This window comes from Pseudomonas sp. B22129 (assembly GCF_044218875.1).
Classification (GTDB): Bacteria; Pseudomonadota; Gammaproteobacteria; order Pseudomonadales; family Pseudomonadaceae; genus Aquipseudomonas.
On sequence record NZ_CP162592.1, the window covers coordinates 5,409,814 to 5,435,536 of the forward strand.

General features: G+C 63.7%; 12 protein-coding genes and 1 pseudogene. 1 reads left to right on the forward strand and 12 read right to left on the reverse strand.

Annotation, left to right across the window (positions count from 1 at the left end; all coding sequences use genetic code 11):
• Window position 1: 1 nt before the first annotated feature.
• Window positions 2-541, reverse strand: coding sequence for a DUF4865 family protein (locus AB4P94_RS24605; RefSeq protein WP_395607896.1), 540 nt, complete (start codon window positions 539-541; stop codon window positions 2-4).
• 93 nt (window positions 542-634) lie between these two features.
• On the opposite strand from AB4P94_RS24605, the gene AB4P94_RS24610 reads away from it, so the two are divergent.
• Entirely contained in the window at window positions 635-1,501 is an 867-nt protein-coding gene (locus AB4P94_RS24610; protein ID WP_395607897.1) for a LysR family transcriptional regulator, read from the forward strand.
• Between the two features lie 685 nt (window positions 1,502-2,186).
• Here the strand turns inward: AB4P94_RS24610 and AB4P94_RS24615 are convergent.
• The 11 genes and pseudogenes from AB4P94_RS24615 to AB4P94_RS24665 all read right to left on the reverse strand — a co-directional run bounded on the left by AB4P94_RS24615 (window position 2,187) and on the right by AB4P94_RS24665 (window position 25,513).
• Window positions 2,187-3,164: a LysR substrate-binding domain-containing protein gene (locus tag AB4P94_RS24615; RefSeq protein ID WP_395607898.1), complete on the reverse strand. Its 978-nt coding sequence runs from the start codon at window positions 3,162-3,164 to the stop codon at window positions 2,187-2,189.
• 51 nt (window positions 3,165-3,215) lie between these two features.
• Window positions 3,216-4,157: a peptidylprolyl isomerase gene (locus AB4P94_RS24620; RefSeq protein WP_395607899.1), complete on the reverse strand. Its 942-nt coding sequence runs from the start codon at window positions 4,155-4,157 to the stop codon at window positions 3,216-3,218.
• Window positions 4,154-4,633, reverse strand: coding sequence for a YbjN domain-containing protein (locus tag AB4P94_RS24625; RefSeq protein WP_395607900.1), 480 nt, complete (start codon window positions 4,631-4,633; stop codon window positions 4,154-4,156). Before AB4P94_RS24625 ends, AB4P94_RS24620 begins: the two co-directional genes overlap by 4 nt.
• Before the next feature lie 19 nt (window positions 4,634-4,652).
• Window positions 4,653-5,282 (reverse strand): DNA repair protein, encoded by a 630-nt coding sequence (locus AB4P94_RS24630; protein WP_395607901.1) that lies wholly within the window; start codon window positions 5,280-5,282, stop codon window positions 4,653-4,655.
• A gap of 18 nt (window positions 5,283-5,300) precedes the next feature.
• Complete coding sequence (locus AB4P94_RS24635) at window positions 5,301-7,001, reverse strand: putative porin (protein ID WP_395607902.1); 1,701 nt, start codon at window positions 6,999-7,001, stop codon at window positions 5,301-5,303.
• 42 nt (window positions 7,002-7,043) lie between these two features.
• Complete coding sequence (locus AB4P94_RS24640; protein WP_395607903.1) at window positions 7,044-7,748, reverse strand: energy transducer TonB; 705 nt, start codon at window positions 7,746-7,748, stop codon at window positions 7,044-7,046.
• A 3-nt stretch (window positions 7,749-7,751) separates the two neighbouring features.
• Window positions 7,752-8,177 carry an ExbD/TolR family protein gene (locus AB4P94_RS24645; protein ID WP_395607904.1) on the reverse strand — a complete coding sequence of 142 codons (426 nt, stop codon included), beginning with the start codon at window positions 8,175-8,177 and terminating at the stop codon, window positions 7,752-7,754.
• Window positions 8,178-8,188: 11 nt separating this feature from the next.
• Window positions 8,189-9,988 (reverse strand): DUF2341 domain-containing protein, encoded by a 1,800-nt coding sequence (locus AB4P94_RS24650; RefSeq protein ID WP_395607905.1) that lies wholly within the window; start codon window positions 9,986-9,988, stop codon window positions 8,189-8,191.
• A gap of 24 nt (window positions 9,989-10,012) precedes the next feature.
• The gene (locus tag AB4P94_RS24655; protein ID WP_395607906.1) at window positions 10,013-11,593 is read right to left on the reverse strand and encodes a ShlB/FhaC/HecB family hemolysin secretion/activation protein; all 1,581 of its coding nucleotides are present in this window, start codon (window positions 11,591-11,593) and stop codon (window positions 10,013-10,015) included.
• A 268-nt stretch (window positions 11,594-11,861) separates the two neighbouring features.
• Window positions 11,862-11,958, reverse strand: a pseudogene (locus AB4P94_RS24660) (transposase); the annotation flags it as partial.
• Between the two features lie 943 nt (window positions 11,959-12,901).
• The gene (locus tag AB4P94_RS24665; RefSeq protein WP_395607907.1) at window positions 12,902-25,513 is read right to left on the reverse strand and encodes a filamentous haemagglutinin family protein; all 12,612 of its coding nucleotides are present in this window, start codon (window positions 25,511-25,513) and stop codon (window positions 12,902-12,904) included.
• Between the last annotated feature and the right edge of the window lie 210 nt (window positions 25,514-25,723).

Here is a 25,723-nt window from a genome sequence, read left to right on the forward strand (position 1 = left end):
GTTAGATCCCCGGACGGGCCAGGTACCACACCTGATAGCCCGTCCCGGGATGTGCTGCGTCCAGCGCCGCTGCCGACAAGGTGATCCGTATCAAGCGCCAGGCCTGCACATCCAGCGCCAGGAATACCGCGAACGTGTCGCTGCTATCCGCCAGCTGTTGGTTGCGCACTTTCTCCTCGGCCAGGATCGCAGCCCGATCCGCACCCGGCTCCAGCGGCCATTCTTCCCGATACAAACTCAACGCGTTCTGCGCCGGGCCCCGTTGCACGTCCAGCGGCAGCCAGCTCTCGATGTGCGGGCGGCCAAAGCTGTCGAGCACCTTCTGAAAGCGTGCCCCCAGCAAAAAATCAGCGGCCTGCAACGGGTCGGCCCACAGGTACACCGACGAGTACAGGTTGCCCCCACGCTCCTGGCCGATAAACGCCTTGAACAGCAACCCTTCAGCGTGATCCCACAACGGCCCCAACTGTGCTGCGCGGCGGCGAATCACGCCCATGTCGTAATCGGCAGGCAGGCGGTGTGAATACTGTTTGGCAAACATGGCGAAACTCCCGTGCAAGATGAGATTGCAGCTTGCGCAGGGCCGATGATTTCAACAAGATATCATCCGATATAAGTGCAATAAGGAGTTGAAATGACTGATGCACTCAAACCCCTGGATATCGACACCGTACAGGCCTTCGTGCTGGTGGCTGACTTCACCAGTTTCACCCGCGCGGCCGAAGCCCTCGACACCTCGCAGGCCGCCATCAGCCTCAAGCTCAAACGCCTTGAAGAACGCCTCGGTTATCGCCTGCTGGAGCGCACCCCGCGCCATGTAAGGCTGTCGCCCCGGGGCGAGCAGTTCATCGTCGCCGCTCGCGCGTTGCTCAATGCCCATGAACGCGCCTTGGGTGACATGGGCACTCAAGCACCGAGGCGCTTGGTGATCGGCATCAGCGACCACGTGGCGGGGCCGGACTTGCCGTTGTGGCTCAGCCGATTGGCGGCGTATGACCCAATGGTGATTCTTGAAGTGCGCATCGCTTCCTCGCGCGACCTGGTCGCCGCCTTTGATCGCAACGAACTGGACGCGGTGATCGTGCGCAACGAGGGCGACCGCCAGGACGGTGACGTACTGGCGGTGGAGCGCTTCGGCTGGTTTGCCGCACCGACCTGGCAGCACAGCCCGGGCACTCCACTGCGTATGGCGACCATGGCGGCGCCTTGTGGGGTGCGGCATTTGGCAACGCGGGCGCTGGATGAGGCGAACGTGGATTGGACCGAGGTGTTTGTCGGTGGCGGCGTGATGGCCGTGGGCGCAGCGGTCAGCGCGGGGTTGGGGGTGGCCGCCCTCGCCCATCGGGTAGCGCCGGCGGGGGCTGTGGAGGTCGGCGAACAATTCGGATTGCCGGTTTTGCCGGTCAGTGAGGTGGTGCTGTATAGCCGGATCAGCGATGCGCGTTCGCGGGAAACGTTGCGGGCGTTGAGTGCTACGTTTCGCGGGGTGTTGCAGCGGTAGTGGTTTTTTTGGGGGGGGGTGTACATATCCGTTTTTTCGGTGATGGCTGAGATTGGTTCCGCTCTTACAGCGGGTCACTTTGGAAAGGAGCCGGAATGCCGGCCCAGCCCAAAGTAACCAAAGGGCTCTTGCCCCAACACTCGGCACCTCGCCTAGGCTCGGTGTACCCGTAATCCGACAGGAATTTGGGGCTGCTACGCAGCCCAACGCGGGACAAGCCCGCTCACCACAACAGCCCTATCTGCTCGGGTTTATGCGTAGAGTTAAAGTTGTGTAGATACCTATGCTGCGATGGCATCAACCAGGTGTGCCTGTTGGACCGAGTTGTCTGCATCGCAGGCAGGCCAGCTCCCACAGAAAAGCAGAGCCGGACGCGATTAAAATTGTGGGAGCGGGCTTGCTCGCGAATACGGTCTGTCAGTTGACAGATTAATTGACTGATACACCGCATTCGCGAGCAAGCCCGCTCCCACAGTTTGGATCTTCATTTGTCTGAAGGAACGCAATCTACCCTGGCAAAAACAGCGCGTTTGCTTCAACCACTCAGGCCGCCGTGCTCTTGCTTTTGATCTTGGGCGCCCCGTTAAACCAAGCTGGCCGCACGCAGGCTTGAATCCGTGGGCAACCCGGCAGGACGCCGGGTTAGCCGTTACTCAAATAACGGATATGTACTCAAAAAACCCCATCATTCAAACCACTCCCGCCTCCCCTCAAACGTCCCCACAATCAACTCCACAATCACCCGCACCGAATCCAGGTCCCGCACCTGTGCATTCACCGCCAGCCAAACCTGGCGCTGCATGCGCTCATCCAGCAACCCCGGCAACGCCACCAACCCCCGGTCAAAACTGCTCATGTAATGCGGCAACAACCCGATGCACGCGCCACAGCGAATCATCTCCAGCATCAGCGAATACGCCTGCACCTGCACCACCGCCGCCAAGCGTTGCTCCACCACGCGGTTCCAGGGCTGCAACGCATCCACCTGCTCATCCGGCTGCCACTGCACCAGCATGTAGTCTTCAAGATCCTCCAGGCTGTCCGGGCGAGTCGTCAGTCGCGAATAGCGCTTGGCGATGTAGGGCAAATACTGCAACCGTGCCAAGGCCCGCGGCGCTTCAGTCACAAAGCTCGGGCCGGGTGCCGGGCCGTCGGCATCCGACAGCCAGAGCACCACATCTGCCTCTACCGCTTGCAGCGACATCTGGCTGTCGAGGGAAATAATGTCCAGGCGCACGCTGGCATTGCGGCGCAACAAGGCGATCAGGTCGCGCCCCAGAATGTCGTGCAGGATCGGTTCGGCCACCGCCAGGCGAATCAGCGGTTGCTCCACCACCGGCAACCGTCGCTCATTGGCCAGGGCCGCCAACTGCGCTTGCAATTGCTGACCGTCACGGCTCAGCACCAACCCGTTGCCCTGATACGTGAACAACGAATGGCGCACTTGTTCTTCCAACTGCGCCAGGCGCTTGCGCAGCAGTGTCGCCTTGATGTTCAAGCTGCGCGCCGCCTGCATGAAACAGCCACACCGCGCACTCACCAGAAAATAGCGCGCCACCTCCGGTTCGATCTCGTTGGCCAGTGCCAGCCAGGCATTGCGCGGTTCATTCGGCGTACGCCAGGCGGCAGCCCCCTGGGGGGCGGACGGTTCTAGAAATGCCATGGGAGACTCCCTGTCTTGTCGATCTTGTGCATCCATTGCAGGCCCGCGTGGCTACTCCAACGCCTTGTTCAGTTCAGCGCCGTCGATGCTCAAGGTGGCGGTGTTGAGCATGCCTTCCAGGTAAGCCTTGGCGATCTGCTCCTGGCGCTGGGCACGCAAGGCCTGGGTCAGGCGCTCACGCAGTTCATCCAGCGTGGCGGTGCGCGCCGGTTGCTGGCCGGTGAGTTTGAGCACATGGAAGCCCGCCGCGCTTTGCACCACGTCCGAGACTGCGCCGACCTTGAGCCGCGACACCGTGCCGCGCACCTCCGGAACCAGTTGCTGCAACGGTTGCAGGCCTGAATCGCCGCCGTGTTGAGAGGTGCCGGGGTCTTGGGAAAATTGCGTGGCCAGGGCGGCAAAATCCCCCGGCGCAGCCTGGGCCTTGCGGCTCAATTCCTGGGCCTGGCGGCGCACCGTGTCGAGGTTTTGCGGGTCATTGGCCGCGAGAAAAATCTGGCTGACCCGGTACAGCGGTGGCGTCACCCACTCAGACTTGCCGGCGTCATAGGCCTGCTGCAATTCCACCGCGCTGGGGTAGTCGGCCGGTACCTGGCTGACCGACAGCATGTAGTCGCGAAACACGATTTGCTCGGTGGCCGCGCGGGTCTGCTGCTCCACCTCCGGGCGTTGCCGCCAGCCTTGTGCGTCAGCCTGTTCGAGCACGGCTTTTTGCGCCAGGCGTGAACGCAGCCACGCCTCCAGGGCGCTGCGGTTGCCACGCAATTGTTCGCGGGTTTCGGCGGGCAGGCTGGCCAGCACGCCTTGTAATTCGGGCAGATCAATCTGCTGGTTTCCCAGGCGGGCGACCGCCGCGCCACCGCGTTCAAGGTGAGCGGCAGGCGCCGGTTGCTGAGCGGCGACCGGGTCAGTGCCCGGTCGCAGACTCAACCCTACTGCGACGACCAGCACAGTCAGCGCACCGGCGCCGACGAGCAGGGTAGGTTTCTTCACAGGACAGGCGCCTCTTCATCCACCGCAGCCGTGGCAGCCTGGGCTTGCAACTGCGCAGCCTGCTGGCTGTAGTCGCGCAGGTAGACGATGAACTCCTGCAACAGGCGGTCCCACAATTCCAGCTGGCCGCGCAGGTGCGTAGCACCGACGCCGGCCACCACCACATCCATTTCCATCAGCAAAAACTCGCCCTGCAACGACAGCCGCGCAAAGCGCCGCGAAGCATTCCACACCTGGGCCAGGCCTTCGGGCAATTCACCTTGTACACGCAGCGCGCAACTGTAAGTGAAGTCGACAAAGCTGCCCTGCTCCGCCGCCGGGTTACCAAAGCGCACGGCAAAGCCGATGCCCTGGCTGGCGCTGAGCAATTGCACGATACCGTTCTGTTCGGTCTGGTTGACGCGGTAGCCGGCTTCCTGCAGCAGTTCGGTCAGGCTTTTCGGGGTAACGCTGGTGATCAGTTGAACATCGCTCATAGTGTCTCTTCCTTGTTGATCATTGATTAAGGGCGGTGTGCGGAGCATCAAACCGATTAAGGTATAGCTCATCGCCAAAACCCTGGGCGAGTTCCTCGAACTTCACCCGTGCGCCACTGGCGAAAGGCTGACGAATGCTCATCACCTCGGCCACGTCGATTTTTTCGTAGGCCGCCAGGATCTCCCGGGCCACGCCGTACATCTGTTGATTCTTGGCTGAACATTGCTGCACTTGCGTGTCACGTTCAGTCAGTTGCGCCTGCAAACGCGCACGTTCGGTTTCCTTGCCCTTGGCCATCACCAGCAACTCGTCGTAGGCCTTCTTGAACTTGCCGATCTGCTCGTTGCTGGCCGCCACCTGGGCCTGGGCCTGGCTGTGCAGGTTCTGCTGCTGGCCGGCCATTTGCTCGGCCACGCCACGCACCTTGGCCAGTTCAGCCGTCAACTGCTTGATCTGTTCCTGGGCCTGCCTGGCCTGGGCTTCAGCGGCAATACGCGCCGCACTCGCCTGGGCCTGTTCGCTTTGCAGCGCCTGCAACTGCTGGGTGGTGCTGCGCAACTGGGTCCGCAGGCGTTCCTCCATGCCCTCGGCCGACGCGCCGCCGGCAACCAGCACCAGCAACAGCCCGCACACTCTTCGCATGTTCATGTGGCATCTCCCTGCGCATCAGAAGCGCGTGTTGAGTTCCAGTTGCATCACATCGATTTCAAACGGCGCGCCATACACTTCGGAGGCGCTTAACCAACGGGCGCTGGCGTAGATGTTCTTGTCGATGCCGTAGTTACCGCCGATGAAGTAGCCCTTGGCGTTGGTGCCCCCCAGGTGAAACGAGGAGTCGTTGAAGCCGTCGGGCAAGGCATCCGGCTGGATGTATTTGTAGCCGGCCAACACGTTCCAGTCGCCGCGCTTGCGCATCTCGAAGGCATTGCCGAGGGTGAATTGCACCATCGCCGCATTGCCGCCACTTTCAAACTGGCCGTTGCTGTTGATGTTGTTGACGATCTGGCCTTCGCTGCGCTTGAGCATCTCGCCTTTGTCGTAGGCCAGGTTGTGGATGTAGTTGCCCTGGGTGCGCAGCTTGAAGTCGCTGGGCAGCTCGGCGTCCCAGGCCAGGTTCAGGTCCAGCACATCGAACTTGGACGCCAGGCCCACAAACTGCGGCTGCGGGGTCAGGCCGGGGGTCGCCGGGTTCGGGGTGATATCGCGCAGCAGGAACACACTGTTGCCCTTTTGCATGAAGGCCAGACGCGAGCCGTCGGTGTCACACGCCGGTTGGCCGGCCCACGGCCTGCAAGGGCTGGAGCGTTCGCCTTCAATGTCGTCGAAGTGGTAATACGCCACCGCGCCCTTGAGGCTGTTGCTGCGGTTGATCTTCCAGTTGGCGCCGACCTGCCCGCCAAACAGCCATTTGGTGTCGCTGTCTTCCTTGTCGAAACCATTGCTGCTGGCGGCGTCCGAGGTGTACTCCACCGGGAAAGCGCCGAGGGTGCCAAACAGGCCCCACTCGCTGTTCAAGGCATGGTTGAAGTTGGCGGCGATCCCATCGAAGTTCAGGTCCGGGGAATACAGGATGTCAGTGGAATAGAACGGGTTGGCGAAACGCCCGGCGGTGAGCGTCACGTCCTGCGTGGCTTTCCAGCTCAAGTAGCCCTGATCGAGCCAGATATCTTTCTTGCCGAAACCGCCGCCCAGGGTCTGGGTGGTGGACACCGGGTTATTGTCAGAGCCGGTACCGATGCGAATGCCCGCTGTCCATTCCGGCGTAATCACCGCTTTCATGCCCAGGCGTGCGCGCAGGCGAAACAGGTTCTCGCGGTCCTTGTTGGAGTTGAGCAAGGGCGGCAGCTTGGTGTTGGTGTCTTTGTTGACGTCGTACGGGCCGCTTTCATTGAGCTTGGCGTAGTCGACGATTTCATTGCTGTTGTTGCCCGAGAAGTAGCGCGACTCGTCACGCAGGCGAATGTCGCCATCGAAGCTGATGCGCGAGACCCAGTCCGGAAAAGTATTGGGCTGGGCCCAGTTTTCCTGCTTGGCAGTGGCCATGACTTCGGCCTTGACCTGATCGCGAATCTGATCACGCACCGCTTGCGGCACATACTGCACACGCACATCGCCAGGCGCCGCAGCCGGACCGCTGGCAACCACCGGGGCGGCATTGGCTTGCCGCGCCTGCTGGGCTTGTTGCTCCGCCTGGGCGATCAGCCCGTTGGCGGCGTCCTGCGTCAATACACCTTGCTGCACCAGCAGGCGGATCAGGTTGATCGTGACGTTTTCCGACGGCGCGGCCGGGGCCGCCGACGCCTGGCCGACCAGGGTGGCGATGACCATGCCGACCGCCAGGGTCAGTCGATTCACGGGGGAAATCATGTGTACGCAACTCCTGTAAAAAACTGCATGAAAAGGGTTTGATCAATCCGGGCGTCGGCCCTTGAGCGACAGGCGTACCGGCATGGTCACGGCCGCCGGAACGCGTTGTGTGGCATGGGGCGCACGCAAGGCCGCGAGCACTTGCGCATCGGTCTGCGCGTCACCGCTGGACTTCACCAGTTCGGCCCGCGTGACCTGGCCCTCGGCGCTCAACCACAAGTCCGCCTGTACCGCGTAGGCCTTCTTGCGCAACTCGGGGTCGTCTCTGAGCAGGCGTTGAAACACGCCGGCCAAGTACTGTTTGTAAGTCCCGGTGCCCAAACCACCGCCACCGGAACCCGCCATGCCGCCGCCCTTGCCCGCGCCAATGTTGAAACCGTCGTTGCCGGACTGCGCATCGCCGTCGATCTGCATCGGGTTGGCCAAATCGTCGGCAGGCGACGGTGGCGCCTCTTCGGCAGGCTTGACCTCCTCCGGCTCGGGTGTGGGCACCGGTTCCGGGATTTTTTCTTCGACCTGAGGCTCGGGTTCCTTGGGTTTTTCCGGCGGCGGTGGCGGCGGTGGCGGCAGCGGGATAATGGTCGGCACCTTCGGCGCTTCGCGGCGCACGCCACTCATGTCATTGGCCCACTGCCATAAAAACCAGGCCGCCACGGCGCCCAGCAGCAGGCCGACGCCCCACTTCAGCGGGCGCAAGCGTCGTGTGTTTTTCACGGGTAACGGCGGCATCGGGATCTGTGCGGTCATGGCTCAGCCCTGGCTCGGCTTGCCGGTGACCAGCCCGACCTGCGACAGCTCCAGCCGACGCAGCAAGTCGAGCACCTCGATCACCTTCTGGTACTGCACCAGCGCGTCGCCGCGCACGATCACCGGGAAGTCCGGGCTCTGCGCCTTCTCGATGCGCAGGCGCTCTTCCAGCTCGCCGAGGGTCACCGGGTAAGCGTCGAGAAACACCTGGCCGCCGTCATTTACCGAGATGGCCTTGGTCTTGGCCTGGGACAGCGACACCGAGGCACTGGCCTTGGGCAGGTGAATCTGAATGCCCGAGACCTGGGCGGTGGCGGTGAGGATAAACATCACCAGCACCACCATCAGCACGTCCACCAGGGGCGTGATGTTGATGCTGTCCACGGCGGCATCTTCGTCGTCATCGTGGGAGGCGTTTACGGAAGCCATGGCGATTCTCCTCAGGCCGAAACGGCAGCGTGATGCTCACGGCGGTGCGCCGCTTCGCTGGTCTGGCTCTCGCCGTGCATTTCCGCCAGGCGGGTGATGAACTCGTCGACGAACACACGCATGTCGGCGCTGACTTCCTTGTTGCGCGTGATCAGGCGGTTGTAGCCAAACAGTGCCGGGATCGCCACGAACAGGCCCATGGCCGTGGCCAGCAAGGCCGCCGCCATGCCCGGGGCGATGGCATTGATGTTCACGTCACCGGCCATGGCCGTGCCGAGGAACACCACCATGATCCCCAGCACCGTGCCGAGCAGGCCGATGTAAGGGCCACCGGCGATGGCATTCGACAGGGTCGACAGCTTGGCACTCAGCGCCTGGTTCTCGCGGGTACGCACGCCGTCCATGGAGCAACGGATGGCTTCAATGGTGGCCGCCGACACCGATGAGGTGTCAGCGCCCTGGGCACGGCGTGTGCGGATTTCCTTGACCGCCACACGGTACAGCCGCCACAGCGACGAATGCTCCAGGCGCTCGGCCAACAGGGCGTCGTCGTAGTACATCTCCAGGCGCGTGCCGATCTGGGCGAATTGCTCGCGAAACACTTCGTTGGCACTGCTGACACGGCTGACCATGCGGTTCTTGCGCAGCATGATGAACCAGGACTGGAACATCATCGCCACCAGCACCAGGATGATCACCCAGGCATCCACCGGCACCGCCTTGAGCAGGAAGCCCAGGCTGCCGAAACCGAAGCCCGACTGTTCTTCATCCACGCCGTAGACCACCAGTTTCGACTCGGCGCCCTGGGCACTGGCGTCAGCCAGCAACAGCGTGGCCGGGCGCGAGACCTTGGACAGGCGCAACTCGTCCATCGCCCCGGCGAATGGCAGGTGAGCACCGGTCGCCTGCGGCACGTCGGCACCGATGGCCAGTTGAGTGTTGAATGCAGGCATCGCCACCGCGAGGTTGGCGGTTTCGCGGCCATTCACATACAGCGAGATTTTTTCACCCTCGGCGGTGAACGCCAGGTGCTGCCATTGGCCGGGGTTCAACGCTTGGGTCGAAACGGCGCGCTGGCCGTCAACGTCCACAAACGGCGTGCCCTGGTTCAGCCCGAGCAACAGGCTGTGGGCGCCGTCACGCCGGGCCAGCACCACTTGCTCGCCACTGGCCTGGTCCAGGCGCAGCCAGGCGCTGAAGGTGAAGGCGCTGCCGGGGGCATGTTGCAATGACGGGCTGGCCGGCAGCAGCAATGGCTGGCCACCGAACTGCAAGGCACGGCCAATCACGCCGTCGATGCTGGCGCCAGTGGCGTTTGTTGCCGTGTTGGCGTAGGCCGTGGTGTCCCGTGGCGGCGTGCCGTTGGCGCCGTCAAAGTGGTAGAGCGCGGTGTAATTGGGGTCGAAGGTCAGTTGGCCATTGGCGGTGGCCGCAGCTTTTTGATTGCCGTAGTACATCCAGATGTCCTGGCGCTGGCCGCCTTCGACCCTGGGCACATCGACCCAGATCAAGGCCATGCCCATCAGCGGGTCGAAGCTTTCGATCTGGTGGTTGAACACGGTTTTGTCGTCGGCGCTGACAAAGCGCAGGTCAGCGCCGTCGTCCTTCACCCCGTCAAAGGTGAAATTGCCGGTGTGCAGGCGCACCAGCAGCGCGGTACGGCCCAGGGCCTGGTTGATGGCAGCCCCTTGGGCGGTGGTGTCCACGGTGATCTGTTTGCGGTAATGCCAATCGTCCTGCCACCAGGCATGGGCGGTGGCCGGGAGTGTGAAGCCCAGGCAGATCAACAGGCTCAGGAATAGGCGTTGCATGGGTGAAATCTCCGGAAGAAAAGGTCAGAAAGTCGCCTGCACACTGAAGTGCAATCGCGAGTCCTGTTTCTGGGTGTTCGGTCCATCGAGCAGCGGGTAGCCCCAGTCCAGGCTGCCGGATAACCCTTTGCTCAAGCTGGCGCGGGTACCCAGGCCGACGCTGGCCAGGCTGTATTCGTCTTCTTGCTCGGCGAGCGGTTTTTGCAGGCGCAGGCGCGCCCCTTCGGCGAACGCGTAGAAGCGCCACTCCTGCACATAACTGCCGAGAAACTTGGCCAGGGACGGCGTGCGCATTTCCTGGGAGAACAGCACGCCCTCATCCCCGGTGCGTTCTGCCGCGAGGTAGCCGCGCACCGAGGTGGCGCCGCCGGCGGAATATTGTTCGTTGGACACCAGTGGCCCCGAGGCCAGCTGAAAGCCGCCCTTGGACGCGGACTGCCAGTCGTTGCCAAAGGTGTAGGTGTAATTCACGTCGCCCTTGAGCACCGCGAAACTGGGGCTGGCCTTGTAGCGCTTGTACTCGAACTCCTTGGCGTCGCTGCCGTAGCCGAAAAACGCGCGGGTGCCCACCACCAGGTTCAAACCCAGGCTCAGGGCCGATTGCTCGCGGTAGCGATAGCCGTTGTAGCCGAAGGTGAATGGCGCGTATTTGAGCGGCACCTGGTCGTTGTTGCCGCCGAGTTTCAGCTGTTCGTCGAAGTCCTTGAAGTCCACGCCCAAGGAGAACGAATTGGCCCAACTGTCACTGGCCGGCAAACTGTAAATCGCCGAGACACCGTAGGAATGGCCCTTGCCCAGCACATTGCTGCCACCGATGGTGGCGATGTTGCTGTCGGACTGGTAGCCGGAGAACTGCAGCGTCCAGCGTTCGTCCAGCGGCGCGCTGTACGAGCCCGACCAGACCTTGGCATTGCTGCTGTCCTGGGGCGCCGTGAAATAGGTCAGGGAAAGGCTGTGGCCCAATTGCCAGAGGTTGTCGTAACCCACGCTTGCCACCGAACGCAGCTCCTTGGTATCGGCGCTGTAATCGTTGTTCAGGCCAAGGCTGGCGTGCCACGGGTTCTGGTCTTCCACCTGCAAGTCGACGTCCATGGTCCCCGGGCGCTGGCCTTCACGGACCACGGGCGTGACCTGACGCCCGACGCCACGGTTGAGCCCGGCGAGCTGGGTTTGCACGCTGGCAAAATCCGGCACCGCGCCTTCCTTCAGGCCCGGCACTTCCTCGCGGATCTCCACCGGCGAGTAATGCTTGGCGCCCACCACGCGCACGCGGCCGACCTTGGTTTCGCTGACTTGCAAATAGACGATGCCGTCATCGACCTTCTGCTCCGGCAGCTCGACAAACACCGACTGATAGCCGCGCGCCTGGTAGATTTTCTGCAACGCATCGCGGGCGCCTTCGATGTCATCGAGGGTCTTTTGCGGGCCGAGAAACGGATACACCGCCTCTTCAATCGCGGCTGCATCGAGCACGGTATTGCCGCGCACGAAATACTCGTTGACGTCCACCCTGCGCGCTGCGGCCTCGTCCTCGGCAGACGCGGTCTGGGGCAGTGCCCACAGCGTCAGGCACAGCGCCAGCGTTGACTTGAACAGATGCTCCACACCGCCCCCTGGTTTTTCAAAAAAGTTGCGCGCCTTCGCCGATTGCACGGCGTCAGGCCGTTTCAATTGCTGGTGGTCGAAAGATGGCTGTGCCGGGCCAGCCAGGTGTGCAGCAAGGCGAAGTTCAACGAGAACTCCGGCATGTGCAGCAAGGCACCACAAAACACGTCACCGATGATTTTCTGAACGAGTTGCACCGCACGCGGGTTGCTCAACAGCGTGGCGATGTCGCGCTGCAGGACGTGAATGCTCCAGACCTTCTGATTGAGGTCCAGGCCGACGAACCAGCGAAACAGCAGGTTGTAGTTGAGCTGTTCGTGCAGCTGCTGTTCGCTGGGCACCGAGTACAGCAGTTGCAGCAGCAGGATCTGCATCACCGTGTTGGGTGCGATCAGCATGCCGGGTTCGACCTGAAGCCAGTCGCGGTGCTGCTCGAGTACCTCATCGATCTGCGGGCGCAGCAACACCAGCGAGTGGCCTGCGGGGATATAGCTGGAAACTTCTTTGCGCGCGCCCTGCCAGTCTTCCTGGGAGACGATCCACACCCATGGCGCGCCATAGCGGTAGACCGAAACCGGCTTCTTGCGCGCGGCTTCGACGATCTTCGACAGGCGCTGATCGAGCTCCTGCATGCCGACTTTCGAGTAACGTTCCATAGTTCCCATTTGCCCCACTCCTGGCATCCTGCTGACGGCTTTGGAGGCGACATTGGGTCGGCTCCAGCGCGTTACATAGGAGAGACGGGAGTGGGTGGGGGCTACCGAACTTTTGTCATGAAAGCTTCATTTGGGATTGAGTGGGGGGCAATTTTTTTGGCGGGACTTATTGGGGGGATATCCGTTATTTGGGTGATGGCCACTATGGGTTCCGCCCTTACGGCGGGTCACTTTTGAAAAGCGCAAAAGCGGTGCAGTGTGGGAGCTGGCTTGTCGAATCGTCGCACCGCTGCGATGCAGGCACCTAGGTCTTTCAGTTACACCCAGTAGATGCCATCGCAGGCAAGCCAGCTCCCACAGAGAAGCAGATTTGTGCAGATATTTAAGTCTTATTCGGTCAAAAATGTGGGAGCGGGCTTGCCCGCGATGAGGGTGTGTCAGCCAATACATTTGCCACTGATCTACCGCTATCGCGGGGCAAGCCCGCTCACCACAGGATACTTATCGCCTGTTCTACCGAAAGACCTTGAAAGGCATGGCCGTAAGGGCTGAACCCATACCAGCCTTCACCCAAACAACGGATATACACACCAACCCAAACCCAAAAAAAAGGGGCAATCACCGATCGCCCCAAAGCTACAACGAGAGGTCCTTACAAACTGATCTGCCGGCGCTCCTCATCCGTCAACCGCGCCCTCGCCTGTTCACTCAGGGGCCCGGCGCCCAGCACCTGGACCGGGCTGTCCGGGTTGTACGCCGAGGTCTTGCGCTCTGGCTCACGCGGCACCGCCTCGGTACCAAAGCCCAACACCTCCACCGTCACAATCGACGCCCTGCCCTGCTTCGCCGCCGCCTGCTGACTGCGCGCCGCCTCTTGCGCCGCCTGGGACGCCGCCGCCCCCGCCGCACTGGCCGAAGTCATCGCGCCCGTGTTGACGGTCGCCGATACCGGCACACCGGACGACTTGCCCTGGGTCTGAATGTTGGCCGCGTTGACCACGCGCAAAGCCGCGATGTTGACGTTGCCCGACACTCGGATACCCGCCTCCCCCGCATCGATGGTGCCCGCCGGGGCCAACAGGTCGATGTCACCGGCCGGCACTTCGGCGATTGGGGCCAGGGTGGCTATCCCCGCGCCGGAACTCGGCACATTGGGCGACAAGGTCACATTGCCCCAGATGTCATACACCCGCTTGGGCGGGGTGTAGAGCACGGAGGTTTTCGAGCCGCGGCCGGCGTTGATGTCACCGGCATTGGACCAGGCCAGAATCGACCCGCCAAAAGTGGTCATGATGCGGCTCTGGCCGAGCAGGATGCTGCCCTGGGCATACAGTTGAATATCCCCGGCCCCTTGGGTGATCACGCCGGCACTGGCCGGTGGTGCAGTCCCCTCGATACCGAACACTTGTTGCCCGCCCGGCGTGAGCATTTGGATATCGCCGCCAAACCGGGTATGCACCCCGGCGCCGCCATACAGGGTGATGTCGCCGTCATACGCGATCGGATTGCCCGCCACGTCCTTGCCCGGCAACAACCCGTCGATGGCCGCACGGCTGCGTACAAAGCTGCCGGCGCGCGGGCCTGCGGCCAGGTTGAATTCACGGCCGCCCTCGCGCACTTCGGCAAAGTACACCGAGCGGGCGAAGATGCGTTGCTGCTCGGGGCCCAGGCCGGCGAAGTACGCGCGGGCCTGGTCGGCATCACCACTGAAGGCATAGCGTTCCTTGAGCCATTGCAACAGTTCTGCCTCGTAGGCTTTCGCCACCTTGCCGGCCTGCCCGGCCAGGGGTACGCCTTCGACGGCCTGATTGGCGCGGTTCAGGTAGGGGGTGACGAACTTCAGGTAATCCAGGCCATTGGGCCCCACCCCGGCTTCCAGCACGATGGACGCGCCCGGCCGGGAGTCCCCCGCAGCCACCGGCCCCAGGCTTGTGATGGAGGCTTTGTCTTCCATCAACAGGTTGCGCCCGGCACTGACTTCCAGCGTGCCGGGGCCGGCAACGTTGAAGCTGCTGTACACAATGTCGCGCCCGGCCGACACCACCGACACATCCTCAGGGCGGTTGTGAACGAACACATTGCCGCTGCTCTCGCCGCTGTAATTGCCGTTATTGCCCAGCAGCGCAGGGAACACCGTCGGCTGCCCCAGGTAGGTGCCTGAACTGACAATGTCACGCCCCGCCCGCATCCAGACCGGGCCTGCAGATTCATAGCGGACCTGCCCCTGCCGAGCGCCGTTGAACGTGATGATTTCACCACTGCGCAAGCCGACGATATCGCCTTGGCGTGCGTAGAACCTGGCCGGCTCTGCCTGCGCGCCCGGGCGTGCAAGGTCAGTCAGGCTGCGCAAGGCAAACAGGGAAAAGTCGTCCTGCATCGCATCACTGCCCAGGTTGTCGATGACGTTGCCGGTGCCGTTCCTGCCGACAAAGGCTGGCGCGAAAGGCGTCGGTATCGACGCCAGGCTGTCACCGGACTGGTTGACGGCGTAGCCACTGGCGTAGATTGAATCCCCGGCCAACATTGCCAAACGCCCGTTGCTCGACGGCGCCAGCAACAGCGAATACGCCGGATTGTTGGGCTGCGGGCCGACGCCCAGCGCAGACGCACCGAGGTAGATATTGCCGTTGGCGGCGACCACGCCGAGTTTGGAAGGGAAAATAAAACGCCCATCGGTACTCGAGTAATTCTGCTTCTTCAAAGGATCAGCATTGCCACCCGGGCTAAGCGACACGCTCTGCACGCTAGGCGTCAAGCTGCCACCTGCGGAGAACAGGTCGATGGCGGTACGCTCGGTCCACAGCGAAAACCAGGTGGTCCCATTGCCATAGTTCTGGCCGTTGTAATTGAACGCCTGGCTATTTTCGCTGGAGACACGCCCAGGGTCGCCGGCCCCCGCCAACACCAGGTCACCACGGGTCGACAGGCTGGCCGTGGCGTCGCCCAGCATCAGCGTAATCCCGCCGGTGGCCGTGCCCAGGCTGGCGGTGTAGGGCGAATAGGCCCGCGTGTCCTTGGCGTCCTGATTTCCACGGATTCCACCATAGTTCAAGGCAATGCCCCCCAGGCTTCCTGCCTGCAGGTTCAAAGCGCCGCGCAAGTTGGTGAACACACCATTGAGGCTGAGGGTTTCTGCCTTGAAGTCGCCTGACGACACGCTGGCGGCATTCGGTCGCGTTGCACGCGCGTCCAACCCCGGGTTCAAATCCCCGCCCATACGCACATCCAGGTCGCCACCGCCTGTGAGCAGCAATTGCCCGTCAACCATCCGCCCGGTACTGCCCACGGCCAACACCAGCGCCTCGCTGCGGGGTGCCCGCCCGCCGTCGGGAGAACCACGGCGAGCCTGCATGCCGCCATCGCTGCCCAGATCGAGGGTCAAATTGCCGCCGCCCAAAGTGCCCACTCCCGTGAACCCCACCAGGCGCGGTAGCAGGTTTATCTGCGCAACGTCCTCGAAATACTGGTTGGCACCACTGTCGCCCTTCACGTAAGTGCCGAAGTTGACCCACCAACTGGTCGGGATGGGCGTCACACCCGCCGTGTTGCCCGTACCCTGGCGCCACAGCCAGTTACCCAGGTTCGCGCTGTTGAGTTGCACACGGCCGTCGTTGGGCATGGCGTTGTTGGTGAGCGGCGTCCACACGTCGCCGGTCAGGCTGCCGCCCGTGCGCAGCAACACATTGCCGCCCCCGTCGGGATACCAGGCGGCGTAAGGGCTGTTTTTATCGACCAGGCTTTCATAGGCCTTGGCCGCACTGCCCAGTACCGTGCCATCCGCCACGGTGGCGCGGGCCCGGTCGAAGTCGGCGGCAGCATTGCCTGCGCGCGAAGCGCTGGAGGCGCCCGCGGTGTATACGCCGTAGGGTGATTGCATCGACACGTTGCCGGCGGCGATCAGGTCCAGATCCCCTGTACCGGTGCGCAGCACGCTGAAGTGCTGGCCCACGGGCGAAACCTTTTTCACATCGCCGATGGTGATCTTCTCGGGTATCGCCGGAACCGGTTCACCCAGGGACACGCACAGGTCCGGGTCACTGCATTCAGCTTCGTCCTGAGGCGAAACCGGCTGGCCGGGAACAAAGCCGAAGAGCTCGGCGAGGTCGCTCCACACATATTTGACGCGAACACACATGTCCGGCTCATCACACGAGCCCCACTCGGACTCCGGCACCGGCGTACCCGCCTCGACACCGAACAGCTCGGCGGCAAAGTCACTCCAGTACCAGGCCCCGCCCGGCCGGGCCGGTTGCCCCGGCACGATGATTTTCTCGTGCGTTTCGTAAATGCCGTAGTGGGTGTCAGCCAGCGTCAGGTCGCCCGCAAAGGCCGGCTGGATCGCCCGCGTGTCGGCGGCCTGGGTATCGGCACCCGACACCAGCCGCAACGACCACGACTGCGAACCCTCGGCTAGCATCGGCGCCACCGCCCAGTTCTGGCGCGCAGTGGCGCCGGTCACCGTGCGCAACGGCACCGACACCGCACCATTGGGCAACTTCACGTCCGTGCCGTAAGGAATCAGCGCGCCCACCTTGAGCGCCAGGTCGCCGGCCAGTAACACACCGTCGGTCGCACTGCCCGTCACGGCACCCCGGCTGGGCAACGGTACACCCGCCGGCCAAGTCATGGCGCGCAGCGAAGCGGCACCCGCCAGCACCGTGCCGGCCTCCAGTTGCGTGCCGGCGGCCAGCACCACAGGTTGTTGCAGCAACGTACCGGCGGCATACAGCACGTTGCCGGAGGCGTCGTGCACCGCCGCGCTCAACACGGTATTGGCCGGTAAGGTCAGGGGGGCATCGAGGACACCCCGGGTCGGCAACACGGTGCCCTGCGCCAGGGTGGTGGCCTGGATCGGCAATGGATAGTTGAGGGTCTTGCCCGTAGGGAACGCACTGCCATTAGCGAGGACCACGCCAGGGCCGGGCACGATTACATCGGCGCCGAAGCCTTGCACGCCGGGCGTCAACACCCAACCGTTATCGTCTGGTGTCGTGGGGGGCGGCGCAAAGCCGTCGTTGATGCTGCCGTACACATTCAGGTTGCCACCGGTACGCACCACCAGGCTGCCCACTTCGCCCGAACCGTACACCGAGGTCTTCGGCGTGTTGGGGTTGACGCTGGCATAACGGAAACCGGACAGGTCCAGGTCGCCGCTGACCACCAGGTCGCCCGGCGTGACGATTTCCACACCCGGGCGCAAGTGGAAGGCCTCGCTGTAACGGCTGTTGTTCAAGCCCGCGAGCTTGCCCTGCATCAACCCGGTGTTGCTCAAGGCGTTGTTGATAAAGGTTTGAGCAAGGTCGTGTTTCTGCTTCAGGTAATTCTGGTCGATCACCTGGTACGGCCGGCCACTGGCCGAAGGGGCGGTGCCCACCGGTGCATCGGTGTAGCGGGCCACCGCGTTGACCGCGATGGAACGGGCGCCCTGAACGTTGATCCGCCCACTCGCATCGATGGCCACGTCATTGGCATTGAGCCGTGGCGCGTTCAGCTCCAGGGTGCCGCGGGCCACGCCATCGTATTGCCCACGGCCACTGCCCAAAATAGCCGCCGTACCATGGCGCAGGTCGATGCGCACCCCATCGGCCAGGGTCAATTGCCCGTCACCGCTGTTGAGTTCGACCACTGCCCGGTTTGGCGCATCGATGATCTTGCCGTAACTGTCGACCCGCAACGCTGTGCCATGGGCGTCCAGTACCGCGCTGCCGGCCAGGGTCAGGCCCTGTTTGCCGGCCAGGCGAATGCTGCCGACCCGCTCGCCACTGGCATCGACAGTGCCCACCACCGTCAGGCTGCCGTTATCCACCGAGACATTGATTTGGTTGGCCTTGAGTTCATCGCCAATCACCAGGTCGCCCTGCTTGAGCTGGAAGCTGCGCGAACCGAATACCTGCCCCTGGTTCAAGCGCTGGTTCAAGGCGACGAAATCCCCCAACTGCCCGGCGCGGATGTCGACGCCACCGGCCTTGTAGGGCACCAGGGTGCCGCCGGCATCGTAATAGCCGCTGCTGCCGGCGCGAATCTGCCCTTGCAGGTCGACATGGCCCGCACCGGCGTCCACCGCCACGGCCTTGAGCAAACCACCCTGGTTGAATTGGGCGGACAGGTCGATCAGCGAGCCTGCCGCCTGGTGGATGTTGCCACGGCGGCTTTCCAGGCTCACATCGCCGCCCCAGCTGTACTTGCTCACATCGTTGAGCTGCACCTTGCGCCCACTGAGGTCCAGGCGTGAGGCCGCGCCCAGGGTGAGTTCTTCATCGGCGCTCAAGGACAGCTTGCCGCTGGGCAGCACCACCGAAGTGTCCAGGGCCACGTTGTGCCCGGCCAGCTGCAACTCGGCGCCCAAGGCGTCAATAGCCGCCGCTTCCACCGGTGCCGCGCCGCTCGCCGGGGCCTTTACCGTCACGTTGCCACCGGCCGTGATACGGTTCACCGACCCGGCTTCGCCGGTCAGCAACGGCGTGCTGATGTTCAGGTTACCGCCGCTGTAGGCAAAGCCCTTGCCGGCTTCATAGGCACCTTGAGCCTGGTACACCGTCAGGCTGCCTTTGTGGTTGGCGGTGATGCGCTCGCTGGCATTGAGGTTGACGTTGGCAAAGCCCAAGGCCATGCGCCCGTTATTGGCCAGGCTGTCGGGCTGGGCATCGCGGCCATAGCCGAACGCGATACGCCGGGCCTGTACTTGCAGGGTGCCGCTGCCGGTGCCTGCGCCACCGCTGATCACGGCCGGCGGTGCACTGACGTCGCCGCCCCACACCAGGGTGCCGGTCTGGATCAGCGCCACGTCGCTCGCGGCGCCATACCCATAGATTGCCGGTGTGGTCAGCATCAGTTCATCAAGCAGCGACTTGCCCGAACTGTCGAGGGTACTGAGGCTGGCACTGCCGTAAAAATTCAAGGATTGCCCGGCGGTCAGCGCCAGGCTTTGCAGGGCGGGCGCGCCGTTCGTGGTATCGCCACGCAGCAGGCGGTCCAGCACTTGTTGATTAAGGGTCAAGCCCGACGGCAACACGCCACGCGCGGCGGCGTCGGCCAGTGCCGCCGTACTGCCGACGTTGATCCCGCCCACCGCCAGTGCCAGATGGCGGGTGCCGTAGCGTGCGCTGTCGTCCAGAGCAAAACGGTTGGTGGTGGCAAAAACAATCGAGCCCTCGGAATAAAGCGATGTATCACCGCCGCAAGCACCTGGCTTGCATTGGCCGATAAGGATGCTGCCCGGCCCGATAACCCCCTCACCGTTGACCGGCGCCAACATCTGTAAACGCCCGTTGGAGACGGCCAACACGCTGCGGTTACCCGGCCGGTAGATAAAACCGTCATCCGAGTCGTAGGCCGCCTTGCCGCGCCCCAGGGTATTGATCGATGCACCGCTCTCGACTTCAATGGCGCCCCCGGGCCTGCCCGACACCAGGAACACTTCCGGCGCTGCCAGGGTCGCGCCTTGGCGCACGGTGACCGAACTGGCCGTGGTTGCCGCCATGTCCGACCTGACAAAATTGCCGCCCTGGCCATACACCACCGTCATTTCACCGCCCACCACCAAACGGGCAGCCCCCAAGGCGTTCAAGTCACTCGCCCGTACCGACACCATTGACCCGGCAACGCTGGCCTTTGCGGTATCGGAAAGCACCTCGATGTCGCCGCCGGACAATACCGACACAGTGGCACCAAACCCGCCCTCCGCCGGTTTGAACCGCCCCTCACCGTCAAAGCTGAACCCCAGGTCTTTTTGGCCTTCCACCAGACGCAATTTCAGGGTTTTGGCATCGGCTTCAAGCGCCGCGCGTGGCACACCCAGTCGGGCAGCATCGGCCCGCACAAAGTCGGCGTAGGCGGTTTCGTTGTACTGGGAATATTGGCGCAATACAGCGGCCGGCGTGACGATCACCTGGCTCGACAAACTGTCACGGATGCCGGTGCCGGCGACTGACAACACGCCCTCGGTTGACCAGGAACCGTTGTTCATGACCGAGGCGCCGCGCATCGAGCCGCTGGCGAGCGGCGCAGCCAACCCGTTGACTTCCACCCGAAACGCCCCCGGCAACAAGGCGTAAGTGGACGGCAGCAAGGTGTAGGTGCCCGCCGGCAGGCCGGGAACACCGGCCCCGATAGCTATTTGCTGCCCGACCAGCGGCTGCGTCGCCCCCGCTTCCCCCCCACTGGGCGCCACGCCCGGCTGGTTTCCGGGAACAATCGCGTAGATCGGGTTGGTGGCCAGCCCCGGCAAGCTGAAGCGCCCGTCCGTGCCCATTTGTACCAAGGGGTTGTAGCGCGCATCGGTGGAGCCGCCGCGCCCGGAAATGAACGCCGCGCCGAGCAATTGCCCGCCGCCGGAAAGGTCCAGCACCGCATCTTGCTGCACATTCAGTGAACGCCCCGCCAGCTCCACACCCACCGCCATATTGCCGGTGCTGCGGGTGCCGCCGACGCCCAGCAGTTCCACCTGCTGGCCGTCGTATCGCCAGGTCACACCGTCGACGGTTCCGCCATACGGCAGCACCAGCCCACCGGCGCTGACGGAGGTCAGGCTGCCCGGCAGCAGGTTGATCACTTTGGTCGTGCGAGTGATGCCCCCGTCCACGCCCAGGGTGAGGCTGCCCATCGGCGCGCGCAGCACACCGCCCTGCTCAATGGTCGAGGCGTTCAGCGACAAGCTGCCAAACACTGAGTACGGTTGCGCCGGCGCCGTCGTGCCGACCCGGCCGATGCGCAACGTACGCGTCGGGTCGAAGTCGCCTCCGGTGTTGCCGGCCGTCACCTGTGCAACGGCCCCGGTGGCCGGATAAATCTGCGCGGCCACAAGGTCAAGGTCGGCCTGGGTGGTCAAGGCGGTTTTAGTCTTGTCGGTGCTGCGGGCCAGAAAGCGCATGTCCCCCTGGCTGATCAACTGCGCCTGGTCAAAGGCACGTCGGTCCACACCGTTGGCCAACGCCTTGGTGCGCTCGGCATGGGCGCCGAAGTTGACGCTGTCACGCACATCCAGCACGTTCGCGGCCTCAACCCTCAAGCTTCCTGCCGAGTCTTGTGTGGAAACCCCGCCCTGGACCGTCGGGCGCACTGCGCTGTCGGTACCGCTATTGTTGTTACCGACCCCGGCCAGGCGCACGTAGGGTGCCGCCAGCAATACGCGGGACTGCCGGGCTGCACCATCGGTCAAGGCCAGGGCACCTGAATACAGGCTCAGGCTTTGCCCCATTCGCAGCGACACGTCGCCGTCGAAGCTGATCAAACCATTGCTCAGCAGCGACACATTGTCGAAACCACCGGCGTTAACCTGGCCGACCGTCAACCGGCCGTGGCCGTAAGCCAGGCCGCCCGCCACCGCATCGGGCGTGCTGCCCGCCGGTAACGGTGTGCCCGAATCCGCGGCACTGACGATCAGCTCACGGGCCTGGCGCACACGGGCAGCGGCCGAGTCGACGTACAACGGCGCTTCCAACGCAACGTTCAGGCTGCCACCGGCCGCACCGGTGCCGCCGCTGTTGGCCCTGAACGAACCGTCCAGGTACAGGCCATTATTGGAGGCCAGAGAAATGCTGCCGCCACGGCTGGCGACAACACTCGAACCCGCATCGGCCAAGTCCAGCAGCGCCTGGCTGCCAGAGGCGTCCAGGCGTGCGCCTTCGCGCACCACCACGAACAGGTTGGCGGCACTGGCAATGCCGGTGGCCGGGTCGATCACGCCGCCGATCACGATAGTGCCGCCTTGCCCCACCAGGCCGTAGCGTCGGCCAAGGCTGTCGACAGCCGTCGCCGCCCGTGCGGCCACATCCAGTACGGCGTGTTCACCCACCCAGATCGAGCGGTCGTGCCCCTTGGCCTCAACACCATCAGAGACGCCAGGCTGCACACTCACGCCGCCCAGGGTGATGTTGCCGCCCCAGGCATTCAACGTACCGTCCACGGTCAACTGGCCAATACTGCGCACACTGATGGACTGGCCTGGGTCAACGTTGATCACCGCGCCCTGGCCGATACGCGCCTGCACCGTCGCCATCTGCGCGGCGGTGGACAGCGCGGTGCCGGCCTGCAGGCTCAGGCTCGCACCTTGACGTGTGGTCAACTGATGCCGGGTGGGGTTCTCACGGTATTGCGGTGGGGTCCAGGCTTGCAATGCCGTGCGCGGGTCCGCGCCGCTCGCCACGTTTTGCGCGGCGTCATTGAGGCGGTACACCGGCGCAGTCACATTGACCTGCGCCCCGTCGGCGACGAGCAAACCTTCATTGCCGGTGATGTCATAGGCGCCGAAGCCCTTGTTGAAGAACCCGCTGCCCAGTTGCAGGGTACCGGCCCGGGGTGCGGCAGCTTCATCGCTGATCAACACCTTGCCGGCCTGCACACTCAGGCGCCCGCCGCCATTGACCCCATACCCGAGCAACTCGCCATTGAGCACCAGGTTGCCCCGGCTGTCTGCACTGTTTGCGTTCGCCGCCAGCGTCAGGTCGCCGCCCTTGCCGCCGACCAGCTGATTCCTGGCATCCAGTGCCGCACCGGAAGACACGTCCACCCGGCTGCCCGCCGCCAGTGTCACATCGCCGCTGCTGCGCAAGGCCACGCGACCGCCGTTGAGGTAGGGCAACCGGCTGCCATCGTCCACGTTCAACAGCTGGTTGCTCCACAGACCGCGAGTGTCCAGGGACACGCCGCTGTTGACCGTCAAGCTGCCACGACCGCCCAGGGTCACGTCGTTCTTGCCGGTCGGGGTGATCTGGGTAAGGACGTTGCCCAATTGCAGGCTGCCGGAATGCGCGGTGAGGTTGGCATTCACCTCCACCTTCGGACCGTACAGCGTGATATCACCGGCCGGGGCCACTTCCAGTGCGCCATTGACCAGAATCGAGCCAGTGCTGGCGATGTTGATCGCCCCCAGTTTCGCCGCGTTCAAGGCGTCGTTGTCCAGATACAGCGTGGCCGCCCGCTCGGCCGGCAACACGCTGTTCACGTCCAACCCGGCGGCAATGGCCGCCGCGCGCGGCCCCAGCACCACGTTCTTCACCGTGTTGGCATCCGCGCCCAGGGCGTACTGCAACTGCGCGCTGTCCTTGACGTAATACGGCACATAGCTGCCGACCATCAATGCGGCGCCCCGCGCCACGGCTTTTTGCGACTGCAGGTAACCGTCCAGGCCCTTTTGTGCAGCCTGAGTCTGGCGATCGCCCTGGTAGGTGTCGCCGACAATCTGCCCCTCCAGCACTGCGCTGGAGGTACTGACGACCAGGCGCCCGGCATCGCGGCCCACGGTGTAACCGGCCTCGCTGCGTTCACGGGGTGCGATCAACGGGTTGTAGTAATAGTCGGTCACGCCCCAGCGCTGGCTGTGGTCTTCGTAACCCTTGTAGATCCCGCTATAGAGCAGGTCCCCGGGTGCGCTGGACAGCTCATACAAACGCCCGTCCGGGCCTTTGAGCCAGGTTTGCTTGACCTTGCCCGCCTGCACATCGAGGGTGCCGCCCGACAGGTTGATCTGCGAGCCGTTCTGGGTGACCACGTCCTTGCCGCTGAAGGTCACCGTGCCGCCCTGGGCCATCCACTCGCCAATGCCATGGTTGCGGGTGCCCAGATAACCGCCCACCTCCAGCAGGCCGCCGGCGGTGTACCAACGGTCAGTGGCATAACCGTTGGTGCCGGCCGGTACAAAAATCAGGTCGCGCACATCCACCCATACATCGTTGTTGTTGAGCGCCTTGCTGTCACGGTTGCCCGCCGCATCGCGCTGCTCGTTGCCCTGGATGTTGACCTTGACGCTGTTGGACTCCATCGCCAACTTGACCCCGATGGCGCCGGAGACATCGATCACCGCGCCGTCGCGCACCAAGGTGCGTTGCGCGGCCTTGACGCCCACCTGGCCGCCGGTGGCCAGGGTCAACGAGCCGTTGCGAAAATCCACAGTGCCGTCGCTGGTGATCTCCACCAGGGATTGGTCGCGGCGGTAGAGGTCAGCCGGCACTACGTTGCCGGCCTGGTCAACCGACGGTGTGAGCAACCCGGCACGCTGGCCGTCGAGGGCATTGCTGGTATCGAGCACAATCGCGCTGAGGCTGCCCTCGCCCAAGGTCACGCTGGCGTTGTTCCCCGTGCCTTTCAAATGCAGCGTGCCGCGGGCGTCCACCGAGGTGCTGGAGAGCAGCACACCGTTTTGCAGCACCTGCTGGCCGGTCAGGGTGATGTCACCGGTGGAGGCCTGGATCAACCCGCTGTTGCTGGCCTTGCCGCTGCCCGTGACGCTGACTTCATTGCCGCGCGTCGTGGACGTGACATTACCGTCGGTGCTGTAGCCCTTCTTGATCACAAAGCTGTCGCCCGCCGCCAGCGTGGTCTGGCCGCGCGCGGTGGAAATGCTGCCGGCGTTCTCCACCTCTTTGCCGAGCAGCAGCACATAACCGCCACCGGCGGTGGAGGTGGCGGGCACCTGGGTCTGGATCTGCGCGCCGCGCTCGACCGTCACGTTGCCGGCGGCTTGAGTGAAACTCGGTGCGGTAGTGCTTGAGCTGTACAACCCCCTGGCGGTGAACTGCTCATCCGTGAACCCCGTGGCCGCCGCCACCAGATTACGCACGTTAACCTGGCTGCTACCGCTGAACACCACGCCGTTGCCGTTGATGATCATCACCGTGCCGTCGGCCTTGATTGCCCCCTGGATCTGGCTCGGCGCAGTGCTGTTGTTGATCTTGTTGAGCACAGCCCAATCGCTGTTCTGCTGGAACTGCACGGTGGTGTCGCGACCCACGTTGAAGGTTTGCCAGTTGAGGATCGCCTTGTCGGCCGTCTGCTTGATCGACACCAGCGTTTTGCCGTTGGCGTCGGTCTGCACCGGCCCCTCGGCGTTGACGAACAGTGGCTTGCCGTCTGCACCGATCACCGCGTTCAAGCCATTGCCGCCCAGGCCGTTGTGAATGGACTGCGGCCCTGCACTGGCAGTGCTTCTGGCCGCCGCCTGCGCGGCCTGTTGCGCGGCAATCGCCGCCACGCTGGTGTTGAGGTTTTGCAGGGAGCGCTGCAGCTGCTCATTCCCGCGCTGCTGCTGGGACAACGGTGGCGGCGTTCCCGGCGCTACCACACCCGGACGTGCAGTGCCGGCAGCCTGCGCCGCGCCTTTGGCGGCAAACCAGCCCGAACTGAACGCCTGAGGCTGCGCCGCATGCGCGCTACCGGCAAACACCAGCAGCGCAATGACCTGGGCCAAGGGTTTGAGGAGCAACACTTGACCTGCGGTAGCAGGCACCTTGGCGGCGCGGTTGGCAGGCAGCTTCAGTCGGGAACGCATCACTTACAGGTCCTTTTGACGGGGCAGGCGAACGACGGGCGCGCAAACACTGCGCGGCCACGTGTTGTGGTTATTGCTTAAGGCGGTTGCCGGAGGGCGCGACCGAACTGATGTCACACAATGTTCATGTGCTGCGGTTCAACTGGCCGGTCCGGCGGGAAAACGACAAAACCGGCAATGACGCGAAGTCATTGCCGGTCGTGGTGCTAA